The organism is Pseudomonas sp. E141 (assembly GCF_052659885.1).
In genome coordinates, this window is the sequence record NZ_CP084024.1 from 2,700,147 (window position 1) to 2,724,552 (window position 24,406).

The window sequence follows — 24,406 nt, forward strand, 5'->3', positions numbered from 1 at the left end:
GCGCTTCGACCGTGATCAGCCTGACTAAAAACAAATGTCCTTGCCCAAACATCATCTGGAATTGCTCAGCCCCGCCCGCGACGTGACCATCGCCCGCGAGGCCATCCTGCATGGCGCTGACGCCGTGTACATCGGTGGCCCGAGTTTCGGCGCGCGTCACAACGCCTGTAACGAGGTGAGTGATATCGCCCGGTTGGTGGAGTTCGCCCATCGCTACCACGCCCGGGTGTTCACCACGATCAACACCATCCTGCATGACAACGAACTGGAGCCGGCCCGCCAGTTGATCCACCAGTTGTACGATGCGGGTGTCGATGCGTTGATCGTCCAGGATTTAGGGGTGATGGAGCTGGACATCCCGCCGATCGAACTGCACGCCAGCACCCAGACCGACATCCGTACCCTGGCACGGGCAAAGTTCCTTGATCAGGCCGGTTTCTCCCAACTGGTACTGGCACGGGAGTTGAACCTGCAGGAAATCCGCGCCATCGCCGACGAAACCGACGCGGCCATCGAGTTCTTTATCCACGGCGCGCTGTGCGTGGCGTTTTCCGGCCAGTGCAATATCTCCCACGCCCAGAACGGCCGCAGCGCCAACCGTGGCGATTGCTCCCAGGCCTGTCGCCTGCCCTACACCCTCAAGGATGATCAGGGCCGGGTGGTTGCCTATGAGAAGCACCTGCTGTCGATGAAGGACAACAACCAGAGCGCCAACATCCGCGCCCTCGTCGAAGCCGGTGTGCGTTCGTTCAAGATCGAAGGACGCTACAAGGACATGGGCTATGTGAAGAACATCACCGCCTACTACCGCCAGCGCCTGGACGATGTCCTCGAAGACCGTCCGGACCTGGCCCGCGCCTCCAGCGGTCGCACCGCGCACTTCTTCCTGCCCGACCCGGAGAAGACGTTCCACCGCGGCAGCACCGACTACTTCGTCAGCGAGCGCAAGATCGACATCGGCGCCTTCGATTCCCCGACCTTTACCGGCGTGCCGGTGGGCGTGGTGGAGAAAGTCGGCAAGCGTGACCTGCAAGTCGTGACCTTTGATCCGCTGTCCAACGGCGATGGCCTCAACGTGCTGGTCAAGCGTGAAGTGGTGGGTTTTCGCGCCAACATCGCCGAGCCCAAGGGCGAATTCGAGGAAGACGGCCAGAAGCGTTACCGCTACCGCGTCGAGCCCAATGAAATGCCGGCAGGGTTGCACACATTACGCCCCAACCACCCGCTGAGTCGTAACCTGGACCACAACTGGCAGCAAGCGCTGCTCAAGACCTCCGCCGAGCGCCGGGTGGGCGTTGCCTGGGTCGCACGCCTGCGTGAAGAGCGCCTGGAGCTGACTGCTACCAGCGAGGAAGGCGTCAGCGCCAGCGTCAGCCTGGACGGGCCATTCGGCCTGGCGAACAAGCCGGAGCAGGCGCTGGAGCAACTGCACGACCTGCTCGGCCAACTGGGCACCACCGAGTACCACGCCACCGCCATCGAGCTGGATGCGCCCCAGGCGTATTTCATTCCCAACTCGCAGCTCAAGGCAGTGCGCCGCGAAGTCATCGAAGCCCTGACCACCGCCCGTGTCGAGGCCCATCCCCGAGGGGGGCGCAAGGCCGAGACCAATCCACCGCCGGTGTACCCGGAGTCGCACCTGTCGTTCCTGGCCAACGTCTACAACCAGAAGGCCCGGGATTTTTATCATCGCCACGGTGTGAAACTGATCGATGCGGCGTTCGAAGCCCACGAAGAAACCGGTGAAGTACCGGTGATGATCACCAAGCACTGTCTGCGTTTCTCGTTCAACCTCTGTCCCAAGCAGGCCAAGGGCGTCACCGGCGTGCGCACCAAGGTTGCGCCGATGCAGTTGATCCATGGTGACGAGGTGCTGACGCTGAAGTTCGACTGCAAACCCTGCGAGATGCATGTGGTCGGCAAGATCAAGGGGCACATCCTCGACCTGCCGCTGCCGGGCAGCAGCGCGGAGCCCATCGTCGGTCACATCAGCCCGGAAGACCTGCTCAAGACGATCCCTCGCGCGCCGCATTAAGCTATCGCGAGCAGGCTCGCTCCCACAGGGATTGCAAAGTGGACACAAGATCGTGTGACCACCCCTAATCCCTTGTGGGAGCGAGCCTGCTCGCGATAGCAATGGATCGGCATGCATTAATGTTGATTACAAAACTCCCGGCAGGTCCTTCTCGGTGCTAGGTTGTAAGTGAGTGTTCCATCAATCAGTCACTTCTTTCCCACCGTCTGCAAAGGAATGCCTCTACCAATGAACTTATCCCTCAAGCACCTGGCCGTGAGCACCCTGCTGCTGTCCAGCCTGGCGTCGATCACCCCACCCGCCTTGGCCAACATCACTGCGCAACAGAGTTCAGCCCTCGTCAAAACCCTCGCTGACACCTCCGTCACCGACTTCAGGCAGTTCCTGGGAAACGTGGCCAGAAGCGAGTTGGCCGAAACCGCCAAGCTTGGCCCGGCCATCAGCACGTTCCTCGACAACAAACCCCTTACGGCTGAGCAGCAGAACGAAATTCATCGTCTGCTCGGCCTCTATGCACGGGTGAAATACGGCAACGCCGCTACCGAAACCCTGCGCGAACTGGTGGCGATCCCGACCTTTCGCAAGGACGGTGTTGCCCAGCATGAGAACCCCGAGTTCCTCAAGATCGCGGACAAGATCAAGCGCCTTGCCCTAGCCTTCAACCTGGACTTTCGCAACATCGACAACCGCGTCTACGAGATTTCACTGCATGGCAGTGGCGACGAAGTCGTGGGCATTCACGCCCATGCCGACGTCGTGCCGGTGACCCCGGAAAACTGGGTATTGAAAGACGGCACTCGTCTGGATCCGTTCAAGGTCACCCTGGTGGGCGACCGCATGTACGGGCGGGGCACCGAAGATGATAAGAACGGCATTGTCGTGGCGCTGTACGCCATGAAGATCATCAAGGAAGAAAACCTGCCGCTGGCGAGGAATTTCAAACTGCTGGTAGACACCACCGAGGAAACCACCGGCGACGCCATCCCCTATTACTTCGAGCGCAACCCAACCCCCAACTACAACCTGGCGCTGGATGGCGGCTACCCGGTGGTGATTGCCGAAAAAGGCTATGGCACCGTCATGGCCAACTTCGCCCGGCGTGCGGCCCAGGGCAAAGGCGCTGAGATCACGGCGATGACCGGTGGCCTGGCCACCAATCAGATTCCGTCCACATCGGTCGCTACCTTCGTGGGCGATCAGCCTGCTGAACTGGCCGCGACGCTGCAAAAAGCCGCTTCCGCGTATGCCAAGGGCAATGGCGGCGACTTCCAGGTGACCACCGCGGTCGTCGGTAAGGACGTCAAACTGACCTTCACAGGCGTCTCCGCCCATTCCTCAGAACCAGAGTCCGGGGTCAACCCGGTGGCGAGGATGCTGGACTTCATCAACAGCCTCGAGGGCAAGGTTGCGCTCAAGCACAACCACATCACCGATGCCGCCCGCTATGCCGCCGACAACTGGGGCCTGGACTACCTGGGAAGCAAACTGGGGATTGGCTTTTCCGACGCCTTCATGGGGCCGCTGACCGCTTCCCTGACGTATGTCGGCATGGATGACAAAGCCTTCAAGCTGGCCGTCAATCTGCGCGTGCCGGTGGGCAAGCCGACGGAAGCGATCAAGGCTGAAATCACCGACAAACTGGCCGCCTGGAGCAAGAAGACGGAGGTCGCCGTGGCGTTCGATTATTCAATCGATGAGCCGATGTATCGCAACCCGGACGGTGAATGGGTCAAGGCACTGTTGGCCGTGGCCAGCGAAAACCTCGGCATGGAGCACAAGTACGGCACCTCCGCTGGCGCCACCTCGGTTCATGACTTGCCCAACGGCGTGCAGTTCGGCCTGGCCATGCCCGACGTCAAGTACACCGGGCATAACGACAACGAGTTCAAGACGGTCGAGCAGTTTCTTCTGGACCTGCAGATCGTGACCGAGATGATGGGGCGGATCGGGCAGTTGCCGAAGCTGTAAAACCTGTGAGGCGTATTTTATTCACTGTGGCGAGGGAGCTTGCTCCCGCTGGGCTGCGCAGCGGCCCCAAGATTTTGAGGTTGCTGCGCTACCGAGCGGGAGCAAGCTCCCTCGCCACAGGTTCACTTCATTCCTTCGGGTGAGTGGCGCTTGGATCGATGACCTTGGCGCTAATGTCCACCAACTCCACCCCCCAATCACCATGCAGGTACCAATCCTCCCCGATCATTTCGGCCGGGTGCATGCTTCGATCCGCGCCGTTGCCACACGCCAGGGCACTGGCCGGGCAATAGCGGTCGCAGCCCCAGCAAATGCGCTCGGGATGTTTCGGACTGATTGGAAAAGGCTTTGCCATGACGCCCCCGTATAGCCGATGGGTGTGCCTGTACCCTAGCGTGTCAGGGCCGAAGTGCCCTTGATATCGATCAAGAACCACCGGCATGACGGTATCGGCGTTCCTGGCGGGTTAAATGCCCCGAAAATTGACAAGAATCATTATTATTTGCAGCAAAGCTTCCTAGACTCGGCCATCCCTTAGTCCTCAGGAAGTCTTCCCATGCGTACCCTCGCTCCGCTGCCTCTCGCCCTGCTGTTTCTCGCCCCTCTGTCCCAGGCCAAGGAATACCCCATTGGCGAACCGCAAATGTGCCCGGGCCTGGAGGTCGGCGCGGTGTATCTGCAACCGATCGAAATGGCCCCGGCCGGCATGATGCGCCCAACCGCCGAGTCTGACGTTCACCTGGAGGCCGATATCAGGGCCACGGCCGACAACCAGCAAGGTTTCCAGGAAGGCAGCTTCGTGCCCTACCTCAACGTGTCGTTCCAACTGAAAAAACAAGGCAACGACACCCCGCTCAAGGGCGACTTCCACGCCATGGTGGCCAATGACGGGCCGCACTATGGCGACAACGTCAAGCTGCTGGGCCCCGGCAAATACCAATTGACCTTCACCGTCCTGCCGCCCGGCGGCCATGGCTCCCTCGGCCGTCATACCGACAAGGAAACCGGCGTGGCACCGTGGTTCGAGCGCTGTGAACTGCATTACGAATTCGTCTACGCCGGGATTGGCAAAAAAGGCGGGTATTGAAGATGCGTCGTTCAACGAGCCGAACAGCGCGACAGCTGGCCGGGTGGGTGCTGGCCGGCTTGCTGTTGCCTTCAATCGCCCATGCCCAACTGCTTACTTACGAGTTGAGCATGCGCGACGGCCATTTCACCCCGCCGCTGCTGGAAGTACCGGCCGGGCAGCGCTTCAAGATCGTGCTGAAAAACGTCGGCCAGGGTCCGGCGGAATTCGAGAGCACGCCCCTGCGGGTGGAAAAGGTCCTGTCGCCCGGCGTTACCACGTTTGTCGTCATTCACCCGCTGCGCCCCGGGCACTATCCGTTTTTCGATGAATTCAACCCGCAACTGCCCGAGGGCGGCATCCTCGCCCAGTAGTCGGCGAACAGGAGGTGTTTGCATGACTCAATCCATGTTTATTGTCTGGCGCGAAAGCGTCGAGGCGCTGTTGGTAATCGGCATACTCCAGGCCTGGGTCAGCCGGCAGCAACAGGCCGGTCGCTTGTTGCAGTTCGTGTGGGCTGGCGTGGCGCTGGGTTTGCTGTTGTCGGGCATCTTGGCCGGTCTGATTCTGTTGGCCGGCGAAGCCATGAGCGGCGCGGCCAATGAATGGTTCCAGGCGGCGTTGGCGCTGGTCGCCAGTCTGCTGATCGTGCAAATGGTCGGTTGGATGCACCGAAACGCCGGGACGTTGAAACAGGATCTGACGCGTCACGCCGACCATCGTTTCAGCCGCCAGGGTGGATGGGGGCTGATGGTGTTGGCGCTGCTGGCCGTCAGCCGCGAAGGCAGTGAAACCGTGGTCTTCCTGTATGGCGCCGGGGCACGTCTGCAAGGGGCGCCACTGGGCTTGTTCGCCGTGGGCGCGGTGGCCGGCCTGCTGCTGGCGCTGCTGACCATCGTCTTGCTGCACGGCAGTCGACGGTTCATCTCATGGCCGCGTTTCTTTGCCATCAGCGAAACCATTCTGTTGTTATTGGGGGCAGCGCTGCTGGTCAGCGGCATTGAGCGGATCAGCGGTCAGTTGCTGGCGATGGACTGGCCCGAAGTGGTCTACCAAGGCATCGGCGACGCGCTCTGGGACAGCAGCGCGATATTGGATGACGGCCATGGCCTGGGCGGTTTCCTGGCGGATTTCACCGGCTATCGAGCCAGTCCCAGCGCCATGACCTTGTTGGTGTGGCTCGGCTACTGGCTGGGGGTTGCCGGCTGGCTGCGGCCACGCAAAGCGCAAACGCTGCCATGTCCGACTTGAACCTCTGGCTGCAACGTCTGGGCGACGGCATGCGGCGCCACGGCGCAACCATTCGCGCCGTGCAATGGGCGGTGGTGCTGTTCTATGCGGTGCTGCTGGTGGTGCCGGCGCTGTTGCCATTGCCCAGCAGCCAGGCTCGGCTGTTGGACAACCTCACGCTGCTGGCGCAGTTTCTGTTCTGGGGCATCTGGTGGCCTTTCGTGTTGCTGTCGATTGTGCTGTTCGGTCGACTCTGGTGTGGCGTGCTGTGTCCTGAAGGTGCCTTGAGTGAATGGGCCAGCCAGTATGGCAAAGGCCTGGGCGTGCCACGCGGGGTGCGCTGGGCCGGCTGGCCGACCCTGGCGTTCTGCCTGACCACGATCTATGGGCAGTTGATCAGCGTCTATGACTATGCCCAGGCGGCGCTGTTGATCCTGGGGGGCTCGACGGTCGCAGCGGTGATCGTTGGCCTGCTGTTCGCCCGAGGCAAGCGAGTGTGGTGCCGCTTCCTGTGTCCAGTCAGTGGCGTCTTCGCCCTGCTTGCTCGCCTGGCACCGGTGCACTTCCAGGTGGACGAGCAACGCTGGCTGGAAAACCCCGCGCCGCGCCGACCGCCTCCCAACTGCGCGCCATTGCTGGACATTCGCCGGATGCGCGGTGCCGCCGATTGCCACGCCTGCGGTCGCTGCAGCGGCCAGCGCGATGCGGTACGCCTGATAGCCCGTTCCAGTAACGAGGAAATCCTTCACTCGAGCGCAACCACCCTTTCGCCTTGGGACGCGCGCTTGTTGTTGTTCGGCGTCATTGGCCTGGCCATGGGGGCTTTTCAGTGGACCGTCAGCCCCTGGTTCATTGCCATGAAGCAGAGCCTGGCCCAATGGCTGGTCGCCCATGAGCTGTTCTGGCCATTGCAAGACAACGCCCCTTGGTGGTTGCTGACCCACTATCCGCAGCTCAATGACAGCTTCAGTTGGCTCGATGGCTTTTGCATCGTCGCTTATCTGGGCATGAGTGCCTTGCTGTTGGGCACGTCGCTGCTGCTGTTGATGCGCCTGGCGGCAAGACTCTCGGGCGATCCTGCACAGTATTGGCCCTTGGCCATCACCCTGACGCCCCTCGGCGGTGCAGGGTTGTTCCTCGGCTTGTCGGCCACCACCGTCAAACTGCTGCGCTATGAAGGGTTGTTGCTCGACTGGGTACAACCGGCTCGGGCCGCGCTGCTGGTCGCGGCAATCGCCTGGAGTCTGTGGCTGGGCTACAAGCGCCTGGAACATGCAGCCCGCAGGCCCCTCGCAATGGCCTGCCTGGTATTGGCCAATGGCCTGGTGGGTTATGGCTGGTGGCTGCAGTTCTGGGGATGGTGAGCACGCAGTGCAAGCGTTGCTCCCACAGCGGATCGCTAACGTTCACGATACCTTGGAACGACGCAAAACCCTGTGGGAGCAAAGCTTGCTCGCGATCGCGGTGGGTCAGTTTGAGCGGTGTTGGCTGTGCAGACGCCTCGCGAGCAAGCGTTGCTCCCACGGTGGATTTGTGTGGTTCACAACATCTGACGCGGGGCTGGCCTAGACCTTGAACCGCGCAACGGTCTCATGCAGTGAGCCGGCCATCTGCGCCAGGTCCTGACCGGCAGTATCAGTATGCCGGGCCCCGAGCAATACCTGTTCGGACAGGTTGCGAATACCCACCAGGTTACGGTCCACTTCTCGGGCTACCAGCGCCTGTTCTTCGGTGGCGCTGGCGATCATCAGATTGCGCTCGTTGATCTGCGAGATCGAACGGGCGATTTCATCCAGGGCATCGCCGGAGCGGCGGGCCACTTGCAAAGTGGTCTGCACCAGTTCGCTGTTGCTTTGCATGGCGGTCACGGCGTGCTCGCTGTCCCGGCGGATGTTGCCGATCATCTCCTCGATTTCCCGAGTCGAATCCTGGGTGCGATGGGCCAGTGCCCGGACTTCGTCGGCCACCACGGCAAAACCACGCCCGGCATCGCCAGCGCGGGCTGCTTCAATGGCGGCGTTCAAGGCCAGCAGATTGGTTTGATCGGCAATGCCGCGGATCACGTCCAGCACCGAACTGATGTGCTCGACCCTGCCTGCCAACTGCTGGATGCGTCCCGAGGAGTCCGTCACCCCCAGCGCCAATGCGCTGATCGAAGCAACGGTCTCCTGAACCTGCTCACGACCGCGCTGGGCGGTTTGCTCGGATATCCGCGAGGCTTCGCTGGTACTCACCGCATTGCGCGCCACTTCGTCCACCGCCGCCGTCATCTGGTTCACGGCCGCCGCGGCCTGTTCGATTTCCTGGCCTTGCAGTTCCAGGGTGCTGTTGGTCTGACTGCTCACCGCACTCAGCTCTTCGGAGGAACTGGCCACCCGATCCACCGAAGCCGCAATGTGCCGGACCATGCTGTTGAGGCTCTGCTGCATGTCATGCATGTTGCTCATTACGCTGTCGTTTGCACTCCCGGCGTCCAGCGGCACGCGGATCGTCAAGTCGCCTTGGGCAATCTGGCTCAGCACCCGCGCCGCATCATCGGGCTCGCCACCCAGCGGACGGGTCACGCTGCGGGTCACCAGGACCGCAACGGTACTGACCAGGGCCAGGCAGGCCAGCACCAGTGTCAGCATGTTGCGCCGCGCGTCGCTGTAGCGCGCCTGGGCCAGCTGTTCACGCTCGACAAACAACCGGCCCTGCATCGCCATCAGCCCTTCCAGGCTTTTGTAGACCTCAAGCTCGGCCGGCATCACGCCCTGCTTGAGTTGCGTCATCGCGTCGTCCGTGGCTCCCTGGCGAATCAACGCCTGCACCTGAACGAACGCGGCCACATACGCCTCACGGTGCTTCTTCAGTGCCGCATACGCCGCTTTGCCTTCCGGCTGGTCGAACAGCGGCTCCAGCGTGGTAAAGGCCTGGGTAATACGTTGCCGGGTCATGTCGATCGATTGCTGGACCTGCGCGTTGTTCTTGTCGATCAACAGGTCCCGGGTGTTCCTGGCGTTATCGCGCACACCCGTGGCGATCACCATGATCGGGTCGATCTTCGGCCAATCCTGTCTGACGATTTGCACCGCCTGGTCGCGTAGCGTGGCCAGGTCGTTCAAGGCGTATAACGCCAGGGCGATCAACGCCAGTGGCGCGATGGCAAAACCGATCACGATACGGTGGGCAGTGGTGAGTCTGGTCATATCAAATGCTCCCTGTTCAACTACCTGCCAATTGGCAGCGCATTTGAAAACCATAAAAAAAGCCATAAAAAAGAGCGGCCCGGCGATCCCGAACCGCTGTCGGTCGTTCATCCCCGGGGACGGTCAACTGCGTAAAACGAACGAGGGAAACAACTCGCGCATGGCGGCCCACAACTCCGGCTGCAAGGCCTGTGCCGAAACACTGGAAAGATGGGGGTCGAGCATCCGGGCCGTGCGCACCAGTTGCACAGCGAAACGCGTGACGCCCTGCTCGCTCAGGCGACGAGCCAGGGTCAACAACCGTTCGGGATCGAACAAATGCCAATGCACGGTGGTCCGGCATTCATAATCCACGCCGCTGGCCAGCAGATAGTCGAGGCTGCGCCAGTTGGCGGCACCGCTGCCATGAACCCGAGTCACGTCCAGGGCGTCTTCGGGCAAGGCCTTGATGTCGAAGCCAACCCAGTCGGCTTGCCCGACCACTTTGGCGAAGGCCGCCGGTTTGATGCCGGCGCTGTGCAGGCCGATGCGAAAACCCATCTGCCGCACTTGCTCCATGGCTGGCGCCAGGCCGTCCTGCAGGGTCGGCTCACCACCGCTGAACACCACGGCGTCAAGCAGATCCTGGCGACGTTGCAAAAATGCCAACACCCGACACCAATCCACCTCTTCGCTGCCGCGCGGCGGGATCAGTTGCGGGTTGTGGCAATAACGACAACGCCAGGCGCAGCCCTGGCAAAACAGTACGCAAGCCAGTTGGCCCGGGTAATCGAGGGTGGTCAGGGGCACCATGCCCCCAACCCGTAGCGCTCGACTCATGGACGCCCGGCCGCGCTTTCAGTGAAGTGAACCCGTTCGCGATGCTCGGACTGTTTGCCTGGGTTGAAGGCCGCCACCGGACGGTGATAACCCATCACGCGGGTCCAGACTTCGCAACGTTGACGCTGTGCCTGCGGAAGAGATTGTGATGCGTTCATGGATGAAGCTCCTTGCGGTCGATGGATCGGATCAGTGAACGCTGCCTGCCAACTGCTGTTGCAACAGCAAGGCCTCGTCGCATTTGGGGCAAAACTCATGTTCCCCGGCCAGGTAGCCGTGGACCGGGCAGATGGAAAACGTCGGCGTGATGGTCAGGTACGGCAGCCGAAAGCGTCCCAGGGCCTTGCGCACCAGCTGCTTGCAGGCCTGTGTGGAGGAAATCTGCTCGGCCATGTACAGGTGCAGCACGGTGCCGCCGGTGTATTTGCATTGCAGTTCGTCTTGCAGCTCCAGGGCTTCGAACGGATCGTCGGTGAAGCCCACCGGCAACTGCGACGAGTTGGTGTAATACGGGGCGATCGGGCTGCCGGCCTGCAAGATATCGGGGTAACGCTTGAGGTCTTCCTTGGCGAAACGGTAGGTGGTGCCCTCGGCAGGGGTGGCTTCCAGGTTGTAGAGGTGGCCGGTTTCTTCCTGGAACCGCAGCAGCGTGGCGCGCACGTGATCCAGCAGTTTCAGGGCGAATGCCCGGCCTTGCTCGGTATGCAGGCCTTGCTGGTCATCGGTGAAATTGCGCAGCATTTCGTGCAGGCCGTTAACGCCGATGGTGGAGAAGTGATTACGCAGGGTGCCCAGGTAGCGCTTGGTGTACGGGTACAGCCCGGCGTCCATGTGGTGCTGGATGACCTTGCGCTTGACCTCCAGGCTCTCCTTCGCCAGTTCCATCAGCGTATCGATGCGTTGCAGCAATGCGCTGGTATCGCCTTTGTACAGGTAGCCCAGGCGTGCGCAGTTGATCGTCACCACACCTAGTGAGCCGGTCTGTTCCGCCGAGCCGAACAGGCCTCCTCCGCGCTTGAGCAACTCGCGCACATCCAGTTGCAGGCGGCAGCACATCGAGCGCACCTGGTTGGGTTGCATGTCCGAGTTGAGGAAGTTCTGGAAATACGGCAGACCGTAGCGGGCAGTCATCTCGAACAAGCGGTCGGCGTTCTCGCTGTCCCACGGGAAGTCATGGGTGATGTTGTAGGTCGGGATCGGGAAAGTGAACACCCGGCCCTTTGCATCACCGGCCTGCATCACCTCGATGTAGGCGCGATTGATCAATTCCATTTCCACTTGCAGATCACCGTAAGCGAACGGCATCTCCTCGCCACCGATCACCGGAATCTGTTCGCGCAGATCCTCCGGGCAGACCCAGTCGAACGTAAGGTTGGTAAAAGGTGTTTGCGTGCCCCAGCGTGACGGGACGTTGAGGTTGTAGATGAACTCCTGCAACGACTGGCGGACCTCGTCATAGCTGAGTCTGTCCTTGCGCACATACGGCGCCAGGTAGGTGTCGAACGAGCTGAACGCCTGGGCACCGGCCCATTCGTTTTGCAGCGTGCCGAGGAAATTCACCATCTGCCCCAAGGCGCTGCTCAAATGTTTGGGCGGCCCGGCTTCGACCCGTCCCGGCACCCCATTGAGGCCTTCGTGCAACAGCGTGCGCAGCGACCAGCCGGCGCAGTAACCGGCGAGCATGTCGAGGTCGTGGATATGCAGGTCGGCCTCGCGGTGCGCTTGGCCGATGGCCTGGCTGTAGACCTCGTCGAGCCAATAGTTGGCGGTGACCTTGCCCGATACGTTGAGGATCAGCCCACCGAGGGAGTAACCCTGGTTGGCATTGGCCTGTACGCGCCAGTCTTCGCGGTCCAGGTATTCGTTCATCGAGGTGGCGACTTCCACCAAGGTGCGACGATCCCGGCGCAGGCGCCCATGTTGCTCGCGGTAGACGATATAGGCACGCATGGCCAGAAAGAAACCGGCGTCCATCAGTACTCGCTCGACACGGTCCTGGATCTGCTCGACGCTCAAGCGCGTCTGTCCTTCCAATCGCGTCAGCACCGCTTCCAGCAACCCTTCAGCCTCCCCCTCAGCGTATTCGCCGGTGGCCTTGCCGGCGGCGATCAGCGCCTGGCGGATCTTGTCCGCGTCGAAGGCAACCACACTGCCATCGCGCTTGTGCAAGCGGTTACAGCCTACTGAGATCAACGTGCTCTGCATTTTGGCTCCAGACACTACATATAGATAATTAACAAGCTTCAAACACAATATGCAGTGGAGAGTACGGCGAAAAGTCAGGGTTGCAATTGATCGATATCAAGAATCGGGAGGGACCAAGATTCAGGTTCGAAAAGTCATTGTTTCAGCCCCACATTGGTTTTGTGTTGATCACAGGATGCGAAACCGCCGCAAATCCCCCGTGGGAGCGAGCTTGCTCGCGATAGCGGTGGATCAGTTGGCATCGATGCTGGATGTGCCGCCGTCATCGCGAGCAAGCTCGCTCCCACACTGGTTTCGGGGTGAGTGTGAGATTTGTATCCACCAAAGCTTCCCTGTGGAACCTGTGCCTACCCACCACTCATGTTCATGAACCGCACAATCTGCACTTCCCCGCCAGGGTTGAAGTCGTGACGCAGGGGTTTGCCGCGCAGCGCCTGTTGTACCGCCTGGATCAGCGGTTGATCGTCCAGCGGATAGCGCCGCAACAAACTGCGCAGGTCCAGAGAATCTTCCTGTCCCAGGCACAGCAGCAACCGCCCTTCAACGGTCATGCGCACCCGGTTGCAACTGGCGCAAAAGTTGTGGGTATTGGGGGAAATGAAACCGATCCGGGTCTGCGCGTGCTGCTCCAGGCGCACATAACGCGCCGGGCCGCCGCTGTTTTCGGTGCTGTCGAGCAACCGGTGATGATTGGCAATGACCGCCCGGACCTCATCGCTGGAGCAGAACGACTCGCCCCGGGAACGCCCGACCTCACCCAAGGGCATTTCCTCGATGAAGCTGATGTCGATGCGTTGCTCGATGGCGTACTGCACCAGCGCCGGGACTTCATCGAAGTTGCGCCCTTTCATCACCACGCAGTTGAGCTTGATCCGCTCGAACCCTGCGCCCTTCGCCGCTTCAATGCCCGCCAGCACCTGATCCAGATCGCCGTTGCGGGTGATCGCCCGAAAACGCTCGCCATCCAGGCTGTCCAGGCTGATGTTCATGCGCTTGACCCCGGCATCGACCAGCGGCCGGGCCAGTCGCCCCAGCTGCGAACCGTTGCTGGTCATCACCAGTTCCCGCAGGCCGGGCAATGCCGCGATGTCGCGACACAACCCGACGATGCCCGGACGGATCAGCGGTTCGCCACCGGTCAGGCGGATTTTCTTGACCCCCAGCCCCACGAACAACCGCGCCAATCGGTGCAGTTCCTCCAGGGTCAACACCTGCTGGCGCGGCAGGAAGGTCATGTTTTTCGCCATGCAATACACGCAGCGAAAATCACAACGATCGGTCACCGACATCCGCAGATAGTCGATCTGGCGCCCAAATCCGTCCTGCAACACGGCGTTCATGTCTGTCCCCTGATTGAGCCGGTGCTCACTGCACCAGCGGCGAGTCGGCGCCCTGAAGATGAATGCCGCGAATGTCCGCCGCACCGATCAGGGTTTGCAGGTACTGCACCAGCGCCTTCTGCCACACGCCTTGTTGCAGCTGGGTGCGAATCGCCGTCGCCACCGCCTCATAAGGCAACGGTTGGCCTTCGACACGCTGATCGATGCTGATCACATGCCAGCCGTAGCGGCTTTCCAGCGGTTTGCCCACCAGGCCCGCCGGCAAGGCAAACAACTGGCGCTCCAGTTCGGGCACGGTCTGGCCCTTACTGATCTGCCCCAGCGAGCCGCCCTGAGCCTTGGACGGGCAGGCTGAGTGGTTCAACGCCAGTTCGGCAAAGCTACCGGGGAACTCGTCCAGGCGTTGCAGCAGGGTTTCGGCCTGGCCGTGAGCCTGGTCGCGCGCTTCGGCGTCGTCCGGTGCGCATTCGAGCAGAATGTGCCGCACCGCCAGCAAGGGGGCGCTGTGAAAGCGCGCCCGATTGCTTTCGTAGTAGCGCAGGCAGGTCGCCTCATCACATTGCGGCACCTGCACCTCACGCTCGAGCAACAGCCGCGTGGCCGCCTCCTCTTCGTTTTCACCGGCGCCCACCTGCAACGCCAGCCCCAGCTCGGCGATGCGTTGCTGAAGCAACTCCCGGATCACCAACGCCCGGGCCGCCTGGTAGACCGCATCCTCGCGGCTCTCAGCCGGGTGATACTGCAGCTCCTGGGCCATCGCCTGGGGTGTGATCGACACCCCGTTGACGCTGATGATCGGCCACTCCTGCTCACTGCTGGCAATCAATTGTGCCGGGGCTTCCTCACCGGCCACCGGCCCGGCCTGGGCCGGTTCGAACTGCACCGCGCCCGCCGGCTCGATATCGCTGAGCGGCGGGGTCACTGGCGCTGCTTTCGCTGAAGAACCGCAGCCGCCGCTGCCCCCGTTACCGCCGCCACATCCGCATCCACTAGCCATGATCGTCTCCTTAGAACTTCTGCCGCACGATTTGATAACGACGCCCCAGGTACCAGACCGGCGCACTGACGATATGGACGAGACGGGTGAACGGGAACAGCACGAACAGGGTCAGGCCCAGTACCACATGAAGCTTGTAGACCAAGCCCACCGGCGCAATGGCCGCGGCCGCCTCCACCGGACGCAACAGCACAGTGTTCTGTGCCCAGTCGGCCAGCATCACCATCACCGAACCGTCCATATGGGCGGTGGATGCCACAATGGTCATCAACCCCAGCACCAGTTGCACCAGCAGCACCACCAACACCAGGATGTCCGACGTGCTGGACGTGGCGCGCACTCGCGGGTCGCTCAGCCGCCGGTTGAGCAGCATCACCAGACCGATCAGACCCAGCACCCCAAAGAACCCGCCGGACACCATCGCCAGCAACTGTTTGTTCTCAGTGCTCAACACATGGTGATAGATCGCCGCCGGCGTCAGCAGGCCGACAAAGTGGCCGGCCAGGACGAACAACACACCGACATGGAACAGGTTGCTCGCCACGCGCATGCCACGGTTGCTCAGCATCTGGCTGGAGCCGGCCTTCCAGGTGTACTGGGACAGGTCAAACCGCGCCCAACTGCCGATCAGGCAAATCGCCAAGGCGACATAGGGGTAGACCCCGAACATCAACAGATCCCATTTAGACATTGCCCACCTCCCCGGCGGGCGCAGCGGCCCGTCCTTCATGCTGAAAATCCACCCAATGCAACGGCACCGCGCTTTCGTCCCGGGCCTTGCCCGGCGCACTCGGCAGCGAACTGCAACGGTCCTGCTGCTCGGCCTTCATGAAATCCACCGCTTCCTCTTCCCAGATCCTGTCCAGGGCTTCGAGGGAGTCGTCGCGTGGCTCGGCCTTGACCTGCTCACGCAACTCGGCCACCGCCACCTGGGGCTCGGCCCCGGCGATTTGCAGCAAGGCCCGGAAACAACTGGCGTAGGCACTCTCGCGCTCTTCCAGGCGCGCAGCCAGCAAGGCCAGCAGATGCGCCACATCGGCCAGTCCTTCGCGGGCCTCGATGTCTTCGCGGGTGGAGAGAAACTCCAGGTACAGCGGGATGTAATCGGGCAGTTCCTTCACGCCGATGGCAAAACCGGCCTCTTCGTACTGGGCCATCATGTCCACCATGGCCTGGCCCCGGTCGCGGGACTCGCCATGGACGTGTTCGAACAGCAGCAGCGACAACGAGCGCCCACGGCCGAACAGCGCGCCGTAGTGCTCCTGGCCGTCCATCAGGTCCTGGCCACAGATCAGTTCCAGCAACTCGAACAGCGCAGCGCGCTGCTTCGGGCTGATTTCCCGTGCCTGCACAATCGCTTGCTCCAGCTCGTCGCGACCGGCCACCAGGGTTTCGGTCGGATAATCGAGCAGCAACGAAATCACCTTGAGAATGCGCATGTTCATTCCTCCCACAACTGCACGGTTTTGATGACGTCGCGGCGGTTGGCCTTCTTGGCGCCGAACATGTTTGTGTCGGAACTGCCGCTGCAACCGCTGCCGAAACTGAAACCACAACCGGAGCGTTCGGCGAACGCATCGCTCATGGCGTCTTCGCGGTGGGCGCTTGGTACGACAAAACGGTCTTCGTAGTTGGCGATGGCCAGGTAGCGGTACATCTCTTCCACCTGGTTCACGCTCAGGCCGACATCGGCCAGCACTTGCAGATCCTGCACGCCGTCCACCTGTTCGGAACGCTTGTAGGCACGCATCGCCAGCAGGCGCTTGAGGGCGCGCTTGACCGGTTTTTCATCGCCAGCGGTGAGCATGTTGGCCAGGTAGCGCAGCGGAATGCGCAGGCTGTCGACGTCCGGGATCACCCCGTTCATGCCCACGGTGCCGGCCGCCGCAGCGTTCTGGATCGGCGACAGTGGCGGCACGTACCAGACCATTGGCAAGGTGCGGTATTCCGGGTGCAACGGCAGCGCGAGTTTCCAGTCCACGGCCATTTTGTAGACCGGCGAGCGTTGCGCCGAGTCGATCACCGACTGCGGCACGCCGTCGGCCAGGGCCTGGCGAATCACCGCCGGGTCGTTCGGGTCGAGGAAGATCTCCAGTTGTTTCTCATACAGATCGTGCTCGTTGGCGGTGCTCGCCACTTCGCTGATGCGGTCGGCGTCATATAGCAACACTCCGAGGTAGCGGATGCGGCCGACGCAGGTTTCAGCGCAAACCGTCGGCATCCCGGCTTCGATGCGCGGGTAGCAGAAAATGCATTTCTCCGATTTGCCGCTCTTCCAGTTGAAATAGATTTTCTTGTACGGGCAGCCGCTGATGCACATGCGCCAGCCGCGGCATTTCTCCTGGTCAATCAGGACGATGCCGTCCTCCTCGCGCTTGTAGATCGCCCCGCTCGGGCAGGACGCCGCGCACGCCGGGTTCAGGCAGTGCTCGCACAGGCGCGGCAGGTACATCATGAAGGTGTTTTCGTACTCGCCGTAAATGTCCGCCTGGATCTGGTCGAAGTTCTTGTCCTTGCGCCGCTTGGCAAACTCGGTGCCAAGGATCTCCTCCCAGTTCGGGCCCCACTCGATTTTCTCCATGCGCTTGCCGGACACCAGAGAGCGCGGCCGTGCGGTGGGCTGATGCTCGCCCAAAGGCGCGGTGTGCAGGTGCTGGTAGTCGAAGTCGAACGGTTCGTAGTAATCGTCCAGGCTCGGCAAGTCCGGGTTGGCGAAGATGTTCGCCAGCACGCGGAACTTGCCGCCGATGCGTGGGTTGATCGAACCGTCGGCGTTACGGATCCAGCCGCCCTTCCACTTGTCCTGGTTTTCCCACTCTTTGGGGTAACCGATGCCAGGCTTGGATTCGACGTTGTTGAACCAGGCGTATTCCATGCCTTCGCGGCTGGTCCAGACGTTCTTGCAGGTAATCGAGCAGGTGTGACAGCCGATGCATTTGTCCAGGTTCAGGACCATGCCGATTTGTGAGCGAATTTTCATCTCAGTTCTCCTCGATATCGGTTGGCAGTGGACGCGGCAGATCATCGCCACTGGAACCGTCGAGCCAATCGACCTTGGACATCTTGCGCACCACGACGAACTCGTCGCGGTTGCAACCGACCGTGCCGTAATAGTTGAAACCGTAGGCCTGTTGCGCGTAGCCACCGATCATGTGAGTGGGCTTGAGCACCACGCGGGTCACCGAGTTGTGGTGGCCGCCACGGGTCTTGGTGGTTTCCGAGCCGGGCACGTTCACGATCCGTTCCTGGGCGTGGTACATCATCACCATGCCTTCCTTGACCCGCTGGCTGACCACCGCACGGGCGGTCAGCGCACCGTTGACGTTGAAGCATTCAATCCAGTCGTTGTCCTCGATACCGGCGCGCTTGGCGTCGATTTCCGAGAGCCAGACGATCGGCCCGCCGCGGCTCAAGGTGAGCATCAGCAAGTTGTCGCTGTAGGTGCTGTGGATGCCCCACTTCTGGTGCGGGGTGATCCAGTTCAGGACGATTTCGGTCTCGCCATTGCTGCGCTTGCCCTTCACGCCTTCGATGGTGCGGGTGTTGACCGGCGGCCGATAACTCATCAGTTGCTCGCCGAACGCCTGCATCCACGGGTGATCCTGGTAAAACTGCTGGCGGCCGGTGATGGTGCGCCATGGAATCGCTTCGTGAACGTTGGTGTAGCCGGCGTTGTAGCTGACGTGATCGTCTTCCAGGCCAGACCAGGTCGGGCTGGAAATGATCTTGCGCGGCTGCGCCTGGATGTCGCGGAAGCGAATCGCCTCGTGGGCCTTGGACAGCGCCAGGTGGCTGTGATCGATGCCGGTGAATTTCGACAGGGCCGCCCAGGCCTTGACGGCCACCTGGCCGTTGGTTTCCGGGGCCAGGGACAGAATCACTTCGGCCGCGTCAATGGCGCTGTCGATCTTCGGCCGACCCTGGCTGATACCGGCGTCGACTTCATGGTGATTGAGCTCACCGAGGAATTTCACTTCATCGTCGGTGTTCCAGTTGATGCCCTTGCCGCCATTGCCGAGCTTCTCCAGCATCGGGCCCAGGGAGGTGAACTGCTTGTAGATGTTGGGGTAATCGCGCTCCACCACTTGCAGGTTCGGTGCGTTCTTGCCCGGTTGCGGCGCCACGCCGGCGCTTTTCCAGTCAGTGCCGCCAAACGGCTGGGCCAGTTCACCGACGCTGTCATGCATCAACGGCACGGTGACCAGGTCTTTCTCGACACCCAGGTGCCCGACCGACATGACGGAGAACGCCTTGGCGATGCCCTTGTAGATTTCCCAGTCCGAACGCGATTCCCAGGCCGGGTCGATAGCCGCTGACAGCGGGTGAATGAACGGGTGCATGTCCGAGGTGTTCATGTCGTCTTTTTCGTACCAGGTCGCGGTCGGCAAGACGATGTCGGAATACACGCAGGTCGAGGACATGCGGAAGTCCAGGGTGGTCACCAGGTCCAGTTTGCCGATGGCACCGTTGTCGACCCATTCAGCCTCGGTCGGCTTGGATTCGCCACCAAAGCCGATGTCTTCGTTCATCACGCCGTTCTTGGTGCCCAGCAGGTACTTGAGCATGTACTCGTGGCCTTTGCCCGAGGAGCCCAGCAGGTTGGAGCGCCAGATGAACATGTTGCGCGGGAAGTTTTCCGGGCTGTCGGGTTGTTCGCAGGCAAACCGCAGGCTGCCGTCCTGCCAGGACTTGACCACGTAGTCTTTCGGGTCCATGCCGGCGGCGGCAGCATCGCGGCAAATGTTCAGCGGGTTGGTGTTCAATTGTGGCGCGCTGGGCAACCAGCCGGCGCGTTCGGCGCGGATGTTGTAGTCCAGGGCATGCTCAGGGAACTGCGACTTATCCGCCAGAGGCGACAGCACGTCGTGCATGCTCATCTTCTCGTGGCGCCATTGCGAGCTGTGGCCGTAGAAGAAGCTGGTGCCGTTCATCTGCCGTGGCGGACGGTTCCAGTCCAGGCCGAAGGCCAGGGGCAGCCAGCCACATTGCGGACGGAGTTTTTCCTGGCCGACATAGTGGGCCCAACCGCCGCCGGTCTGGCCGACACAACCACACAGCATGAGCATGTTGATCAGCCCACGGTAGTTCATGTCCATGTGGTACCAGTGGTTCATCGCCGCGCCGACGATGATCATCGAACGGCCACGGGTCTTGTCGGCGTTGTCGGCGAATTCGCGGGCGATCTGGATCGCTTTCTCGCGGCTCACACCGGTGATCTGCTCCTGCCAGGCCGGGGTGCCGGGCACCGAGGCGTCGTCGTAGTCCTTGGCGACGTTGGCGCCGCCCAGGCCACGGTCGATGGCCAGGTTGGCCGCCGACAGGTCAAACACCGTGGCGACTTTCACCACGCTGCCGTCGGCCAGCACCACGTTGTGCACCGGCACCCGGCGGTACTGCACCGCGTCACCGGCCACATGCTGGAAGTACTCCTGGGCTTCACCGGCAAAATACGGGAAGGCCACTTCAGCTACGTCATCGCCAATCAGGCTGAGCTTGAGGTCGATCTCACGGCCCTCGCCGCCTTCACGGGCCAGGATGTTCCATTTGCCCTCTTCGCCCCAGCGATAGCCTATGGAGCCTTGGGGAGAAACCAGTTCACCGCTGGCATCCAGGGCGATGGTTTTCCACTCTGGGTTATTGTCCTGGCCGAGGTTGTTGGTCAGGTCGCTGGCGCGCAGGAAGCGATCAGGCTGGTAGCCGGAGCCCGGCGCCACGCCGAGCATCGGCTTGAGCATCACCAGCACCGGCAGGTCGGTGTAGCGCTTGGCGTACTCGGTGAAGTAGGCGCTGGGCTTGTCCAGGTGAAACTCTTTGAAGATCACATGGTTGAAAGCCTGGGCCAGTGCCGCGTCGGTGCCCTGCTTGGGGTTGAGCCACAGGTCGGTGAGTTTGGCGACTTCCGAATAGTCCGGGGTGATCGCCACGGTCTTGGTGCCCTTGTAACGCACCTCGGTGAAAAAGTGCGCGTCGGGGGTACGGGTCTGCGGGACGTTGGAGCCCCAGGCAATGATGTAGTTGGAGTTGTACCAGTCGGCCGATTCCGGCACGTCGGTCTGCTCGCCCCAGACCATCGGTGAGGCTGGCGGCAGGTCGCAGTACCAGTCGTAGAAGCTCAGGCACACGCCACCGATCAGCGACAGGTAACGCGAACCCGCGGCGTAGCTGACCATCGACATCGCCGGGATCGGCGAGAAGCCAACCACCCGATCCGGGCCGTATTGCTTGACGGTGTAGACGTTGGCGGCGGCGATGATCTCGTTGACTTCTTCCCAGTTGGAACGGATGAAACCGCCCATGCCGCGCTTGCTTTTATACGAGTCGGCCTTGGCCTTGTTTTCGACGATGCTGGCCCACGCTTCCACGGGCGGCAGGGTCAACCGGGCTTCGCGCCACAGCTTGAGCAATGGCTTGCGGATCTTCGGATACTTGAGCCGGTTGGCGCTGTAGATGTACCAGCTGTAGCTGGCGCCACGAGGGCAGCCACGCGGCTCGTGGTTGGGCAGGTCGTTACGGGTGCGCGGGTAGTCGGTCTGCTGGGTTTCCCAGGTGATCAGGCCGTTCTTGACGTAGATTTTCCACGAGCACGAGCCGGTGCAGTTCACCCCATGGGTGGAGCGCACGATCTTGTCGTACTGCCAGCGGTTGCGGTAGACGTTCTCCCAGTCGCGGGACTCCTTGCGGGTCTCGCCGTGCCCCTCGGAAAACTCGCCTTGCTTGCGGTTGAAAAACCGCAGTTGATCCAGTAAATGACTCACAGTGTGTTCCTCTCAGGCTTGCTCCGCGGGGTCTGCGCCCCGCCCACGCAGGTTTAGGTTCGGCTTAGCACGGTGTTGCGGCGCCCTTGCGGGCATACCACCACCAGGTCACCACGATGCAGCTCAGGTAAAAGCCGACGAACATGTAGAAGGCCATCTCCGGGCCGCCGGTCAGGGCCATCGAAGTGCCGAATGATTTGGGGATGAAGAACGCGCCGAAGGCGCCCATGGCCGAGCTGAAACCCAGCACTGCGGCCGATTCCTTGCCGGCGTTCTTGAGTGCTTGTTCGCGTAGCTCGGGCTTTTGGCCGCGGCTGGCTTTTTCATGCAGGGTGCGGAAGATCACCGGGATCATGCGGAAGGTCGAACCGTTGCCCACGCCAGTGGTGACGAACAGCAACATGAACATCCCCAGGAAGCCGTAGAAGCTGCCGCCCTGGCCGCCTTGGGGCAGGAAATGAAGGACCCCGAACACCATCGCGATCATCAGCACGAAGTTCCACAACGTAACCTTCGCGCCGCCGAGCTTGTCCGCCAGCCAGCCACCCAGTGGCCGCACCAGGGCACCGACCAGCGGACCGAGGAAAGCGAATTTCAGGGCGATGACTTCCGGGAACGAGGTTTTGATCAGCAGCGGAAACGCGGCGGAGAAGCCGATGAACGAGCCGAAGGTCGCCAGGTACAACCAGCACATCAGCCAGTTGTGCTTGCGCTTGAAAATCACTGCCTGCTCACTGAACGAAGCGCGGGCGCTGGACAGGTCGTTCATGCCGAACCAGGCAATCACGGTCACGGCGAGGATGAACGGCACCCAGATAAAACCGGCGTTTTGCAGCCACAGCGAGCTGCCGTCAGCCAGTACCTGCGGCTGGCCGCCCATGAAGCCGAACACGCCGAAGGAAATCACCAGCGGCACGCTGAACTGCATCACCGACACGCCCAGGTTGCCCAGCCCGGCGTTCAGGCCCAGGGCCGTGCCCTGCTGGGACTTGGGGTAAAAGAAGCTGATGTTGGACATGCTCGAGGCGAAGTTACCGCCGCCAAAGCCGCAGAGCAGCGCGATCAGCACGAACACGCTGTAAGGCGTGGCCGGATCCTGCACGGCAAAGCCCATCCACAGCGCCGGCAACAGCAGCGACGCAGTGCTCAGGGCCGTCCAGCGACGACCGCCGAAGATCGGCACCATGAACGAATAGAAGATGCGCAAGGTCGCGCCCGACAGGCCCGGCAACGCCGCGAGCCAGAACAACTGATCGGTGCTGAAACTGAAACCGATGGCGTTCAGGCGCACGATCACCGTGCTCCAGACCATCCACACCGCGAAGGCCAACAGCAGCGCCGGGATGGAAATCCACAGGTTACGCCGGGCAGTCTGTTTGCCACTCTTGCCCCAGAACGCGGGGTCTTCCGGACGCCAGTCATGAATGACCGGGCCCTTTTCAGGCGTTTGCAGAACGGACATGTTCTTCTCCTTGGGCAATGCTGGAAAACGGGGATTGGCTGGCCGGCGGCTGTTTACCCAGCAGCGGGCGCTTGCGAACTTCGCTGAAGTACATCCAGGTCAGGGAGACCCAGACCACGCCGTACATCAACATGAAGCAGGACGAGCGCACGCCGGTGAGGTCCACCAGGGCGCCGAACATGATCGGCAACACGAACCCGCCCAGGCCGCCGGCCAGGCCGACGATGCCGGACACCGCGCCCATGTTTTTCGGGTAGTCGTTGGCGATGTACTTGAAGACCGAGGCCTTGCCGAACGCGAAGGCGATGCCCATCACGAACAGCAGCACGGTGAACAGCGTGGCGTTGAGGCCGATGTGAAAATCCACGGTGCCGTTGACGGTCTGCACTTGCAGTTGGGTCTGTGGGTACGAGAGCAGGAACAGGCAGATCCAGCTGACCCACAACACCCACCAGGTCACGCTCTGGGCGCCCCAGCGGTCGGACATCCAGCCACCGACGGCCCGCAATACGCCACCGGGCAGGGAGAAGCAGGCCGCCAGCAGCGCCGCGCTTTGCAGGCTGAAGCCGTATTCCTGCACGTAGTACTTGGTCATCCACAGGGCCAGGGCTACATAGCCGCCGAACACGATCGAGTAGTACTGGCAGTAGCGCCACACCGCTGGTTCTTTCAGGGTTTTCAGTTGCTCGCGCAACGTGGCGCCGCCGGTGCCGCTGTGCTCCTTCTTCTCGGTTGTGAGAAACCAGAACAGCAGCGCGGTGATGAACAGAATGGCGCTGAACACCTTCGGCACCAGGTGCCAGGAACCGAAGGCGATCAAGGCCGGAGCGAGGAATTTGGTCAGCGCGGCGCCGGCGTTGCCCGCGCCGAACACACCCATGGCGAAGCCTTGATTCTGCTTGTCGAACCACTTGGCCACATAAGCGATGCCCACCGAGAACGATCCACCGGCCAGCCCGACAAACAGGCCCAGCACCAGGAACTGCCAGAAAGCCGTGGCCAGGGTGATCAGGTACAACGGCAGCACACAGGAGAGCATCAGCAGGAAGAACACGATGCGCCCGCCGAAGCGGTCGGTCAGCAGGCCCAGGGGCAAGCGCACCAGGGAACCGGTCAGCACCGGCGTGGCGGCCAGCAGACCGAATTGGGTTTCGTTGAGCGCCAGCATTTCCTTGATCGGAACACCGAGCACGGCAAACATCATCCAGACCATGAAGCACACGGTGAAGGCCAGGGTACTCATCCCCAGTACCAACCCTTGTTGCACTTGCGCTCGCATCTCGATGCACTCCCCGTCAGTTCGATGAGCGCAGCCTAGTGATGCGTACCCCGTAAAAACTT

Annotated in this window: 19 protein-coding genes; 6 read left to right on the forward strand and 13 right to left on the reverse strand. The window is 61.8% G+C overall.

Translation table 11 applies throughout. The features are described 5' to 3' along the window. Positions 1 to 34: 34 nt before the first annotated feature. Both GKKCFE_RS12085 and GKKCFE_RS12090 read left to right on the forward strand, forming a co-directional pair. Complete coding sequence (locus GKKCFE_RS12085; protein ID WP_076384537.1) at positions 35 to 2,035, forward strand: peptidase U32 family protein; 2,001 nt, start codon at positions 35 to 37, stop codon at positions 2,033 to 2,035. Between the two features lie 228 nt (positions 2,036 to 2,263). Continuing rightward, on the forward strand, positions 2,264 to 4,003 hold the full coding sequence (locus GKKCFE_RS12090; protein ID WP_445577894.1) for a dipeptidase: 1,740 nt from the start codon (positions 2,264 to 2,266) through the stop codon (positions 4,001 to 4,003). Positions 4,004 to 4,130: 127 nt separating this feature from the next. On the opposite strand, the gene GKKCFE_RS12095 is transcribed toward GKKCFE_RS12090, so the two are convergent. Further along, the gene (locus GKKCFE_RS12095) at positions 4,131 to 4,358 is read right to left on the reverse strand and encodes a DUF3079 domain-containing protein (RefSeq protein ID WP_445577895.1); all 228 of its coding nucleotides are present in this window, start codon (positions 4,356 to 4,358) and stop codon (positions 4,131 to 4,133) included. A gap of 201 nt (positions 4,359 to 4,559) precedes the next feature. On the opposite strand from GKKCFE_RS12095, the gene GKKCFE_RS12100 reads away from it, so the two are divergent. Genes GKKCFE_RS12100 through GKKCFE_RS12115 form a run of 4 tightly spaced genes read left to right on the forward strand, consistent with a single transcriptional unit; the run spans position 4,560 to position 7,663 of the window. After that, positions 4,560 to 5,090 (forward strand): iron transporter, encoded by a 531-nt coding sequence (locus tag GKKCFE_RS12100; protein WP_076384531.1) that lies wholly within the window; start codon positions 4,560 to 4,562, stop codon positions 5,088 to 5,090. Between the two features lie 2 nt (positions 5,091 to 5,092). Further along, positions 5,093 to 5,443 carry a cupredoxin domain-containing protein gene (locus GKKCFE_RS12105; protein ID WP_107322434.1) on the forward strand — a complete coding sequence of 117 codons (351 nt, stop codon included), beginning with the start codon at positions 5,093 to 5,095 and terminating at the stop codon, positions 5,441 to 5,443. Between the two features lie 22 nt (positions 5,444 to 5,465). Continuing rightward, entirely contained in the window at positions 5,466 to 6,320 is an 855-nt protein-coding gene (locus GKKCFE_RS12110; RefSeq protein WP_173406924.1) for an FTR1 family iron permease, read from the forward strand. Continuing rightward, positions 6,308 to 7,663: a 4Fe-4S binding protein gene (locus GKKCFE_RS12115; RefSeq protein WP_445577896.1), complete on the forward strand. Its 1,356-nt coding sequence runs from the start codon at positions 6,308 to 6,310 to the stop codon at positions 7,661 to 7,663. Before GKKCFE_RS12110 ends, GKKCFE_RS12115 begins: the two co-directional genes overlap by 13 nt. A 201-nt stretch (positions 7,664 to 7,864) precedes the next feature. Here GKKCFE_RS12115 and GKKCFE_RS12120 read toward each other — a convergent pair whose 3' ends face one another. From GKKCFE_RS12120 to GKKCFE_RS12175, 12 genes are all read right to left on the reverse strand, one after another. Further along, positions 7,865 to 9,487 (reverse strand): methyl-accepting chemotaxis protein, encoded by a 1,623-nt coding sequence (locus GKKCFE_RS12120; RefSeq protein WP_445577897.1) that lies wholly within the window; start codon positions 9,485 to 9,487, stop codon positions 7,865 to 7,867. A gap of 123 nt (positions 9,488 to 9,610) precedes the next feature. After that, positions 9,611 to 10,306 (reverse strand): anaerobic ribonucleoside-triphosphate reductase activating protein, encoded by a 696-nt coding sequence (locus GKKCFE_RS12125; RefSeq protein ID WP_047229165.1) that lies wholly within the window; start codon positions 10,304 to 10,306, stop codon positions 9,611 to 9,613. Next, entirely contained in the window at positions 10,303 to 10,464 is a 162-nt protein-coding gene (gene nrdD, locus GKKCFE_RS12130) for an anaerobic ribonucleoside-triphosphate reductase (RefSeq protein ID WP_003182303.1), read from the reverse strand. Before nrdD ends, GKKCFE_RS12125 begins: the two co-directional genes overlap by 4 nt. Positions 10,465 to 10,495: 31 nt before the next feature. Continuing rightward, positions 10,496 to 12,511 (reverse strand): ribonucleoside triphosphate reductase, encoded by a 2,016-nt coding sequence (locus GKKCFE_RS12135; RefSeq protein ID WP_047229166.1) that lies wholly within the window; start codon positions 12,509 to 12,511, stop codon positions 10,496 to 10,498. A 347-nt stretch (positions 12,512 to 12,858) separates the two neighbouring features. Continuing rightward, positions 12,859 to 13,851: a GTP 3',8-cyclase MoaA gene (gene moaA, locus GKKCFE_RS12140; RefSeq protein ID WP_160892335.1), complete on the reverse strand. Its 993-nt coding sequence runs from the start codon at positions 13,849 to 13,851 to the stop codon at positions 12,859 to 12,861. A 25-nt stretch (positions 13,852 to 13,876) separates the two neighbouring features. Next, a complete protein-coding gene (locus tag GKKCFE_RS12145; RefSeq protein WP_076384519.1) occupies positions 13,877 to 14,848 on the reverse strand; it encodes a peptidylprolyl isomerase in 972 nt (323 codons plus the stop codon). Between the two features lie 10 nt (positions 14,849 to 14,858). After that, positions 14,859 to 15,539, reverse strand: coding sequence for a respiratory nitrate reductase subunit gamma (gene narI / locus GKKCFE_RS12150; RefSeq protein WP_047229169.1), 681 nt, complete (start codon positions 15,537 to 15,539; stop codon positions 14,859 to 14,861). Beyond that, on the reverse strand, positions 15,532 to 16,287 hold the full coding sequence (gene narJ / locus GKKCFE_RS12155) for a nitrate reductase molybdenum cofactor assembly chaperone (protein WP_047229170.1): 756 nt from the start codon (positions 16,285 to 16,287) through the stop codon (positions 15,532 to 15,534). The genes narI and narJ overlap by 8 nt, the downstream gene beginning before the upstream one ends. A 2-nt stretch (positions 16,288 to 16,289) precedes the next feature. Then, positions 16,290 to 17,828 carry a nitrate reductase subunit beta gene (gene narH / locus GKKCFE_RS12160; RefSeq protein ID WP_076384515.1) on the reverse strand — a complete coding sequence of 513 codons (1,539 nt, stop codon included), beginning with the start codon at positions 17,826 to 17,828 and terminating at the stop codon, positions 16,290 to 16,292. Position 17,829: 1 nt separating this feature from the next. Beyond that, a complete protein-coding gene (locus tag GKKCFE_RS12165; protein ID WP_445577898.1) occupies positions 17,830 to 21,603 on the reverse strand; it encodes a nitrate reductase subunit alpha in 3,774 nt (1,257 codons plus the stop codon). Between the two features lie 64 nt (positions 21,604 to 21,667). Next, complete coding sequence (locus tag GKKCFE_RS12170) at positions 21,668 to 23,065, reverse strand: NarK family nitrate/nitrite MFS transporter (protein WP_047229173.1); 1,398 nt, start codon at positions 23,063 to 23,065, stop codon at positions 21,668 to 21,670. Then, positions 23,043 to 24,344, reverse strand: a complete 1,302-nt coding sequence (locus tag GKKCFE_RS12175; protein WP_047229174.1) for an MFS transporter — start codon at positions 24,342 to 24,344, stop codon at positions 23,043 to 23,045. Before GKKCFE_RS12175 ends, GKKCFE_RS12170 begins: the two co-directional genes overlap by 23 nt. Positions 24,345 to 24,406: the final 62 nt, after the last annotated feature.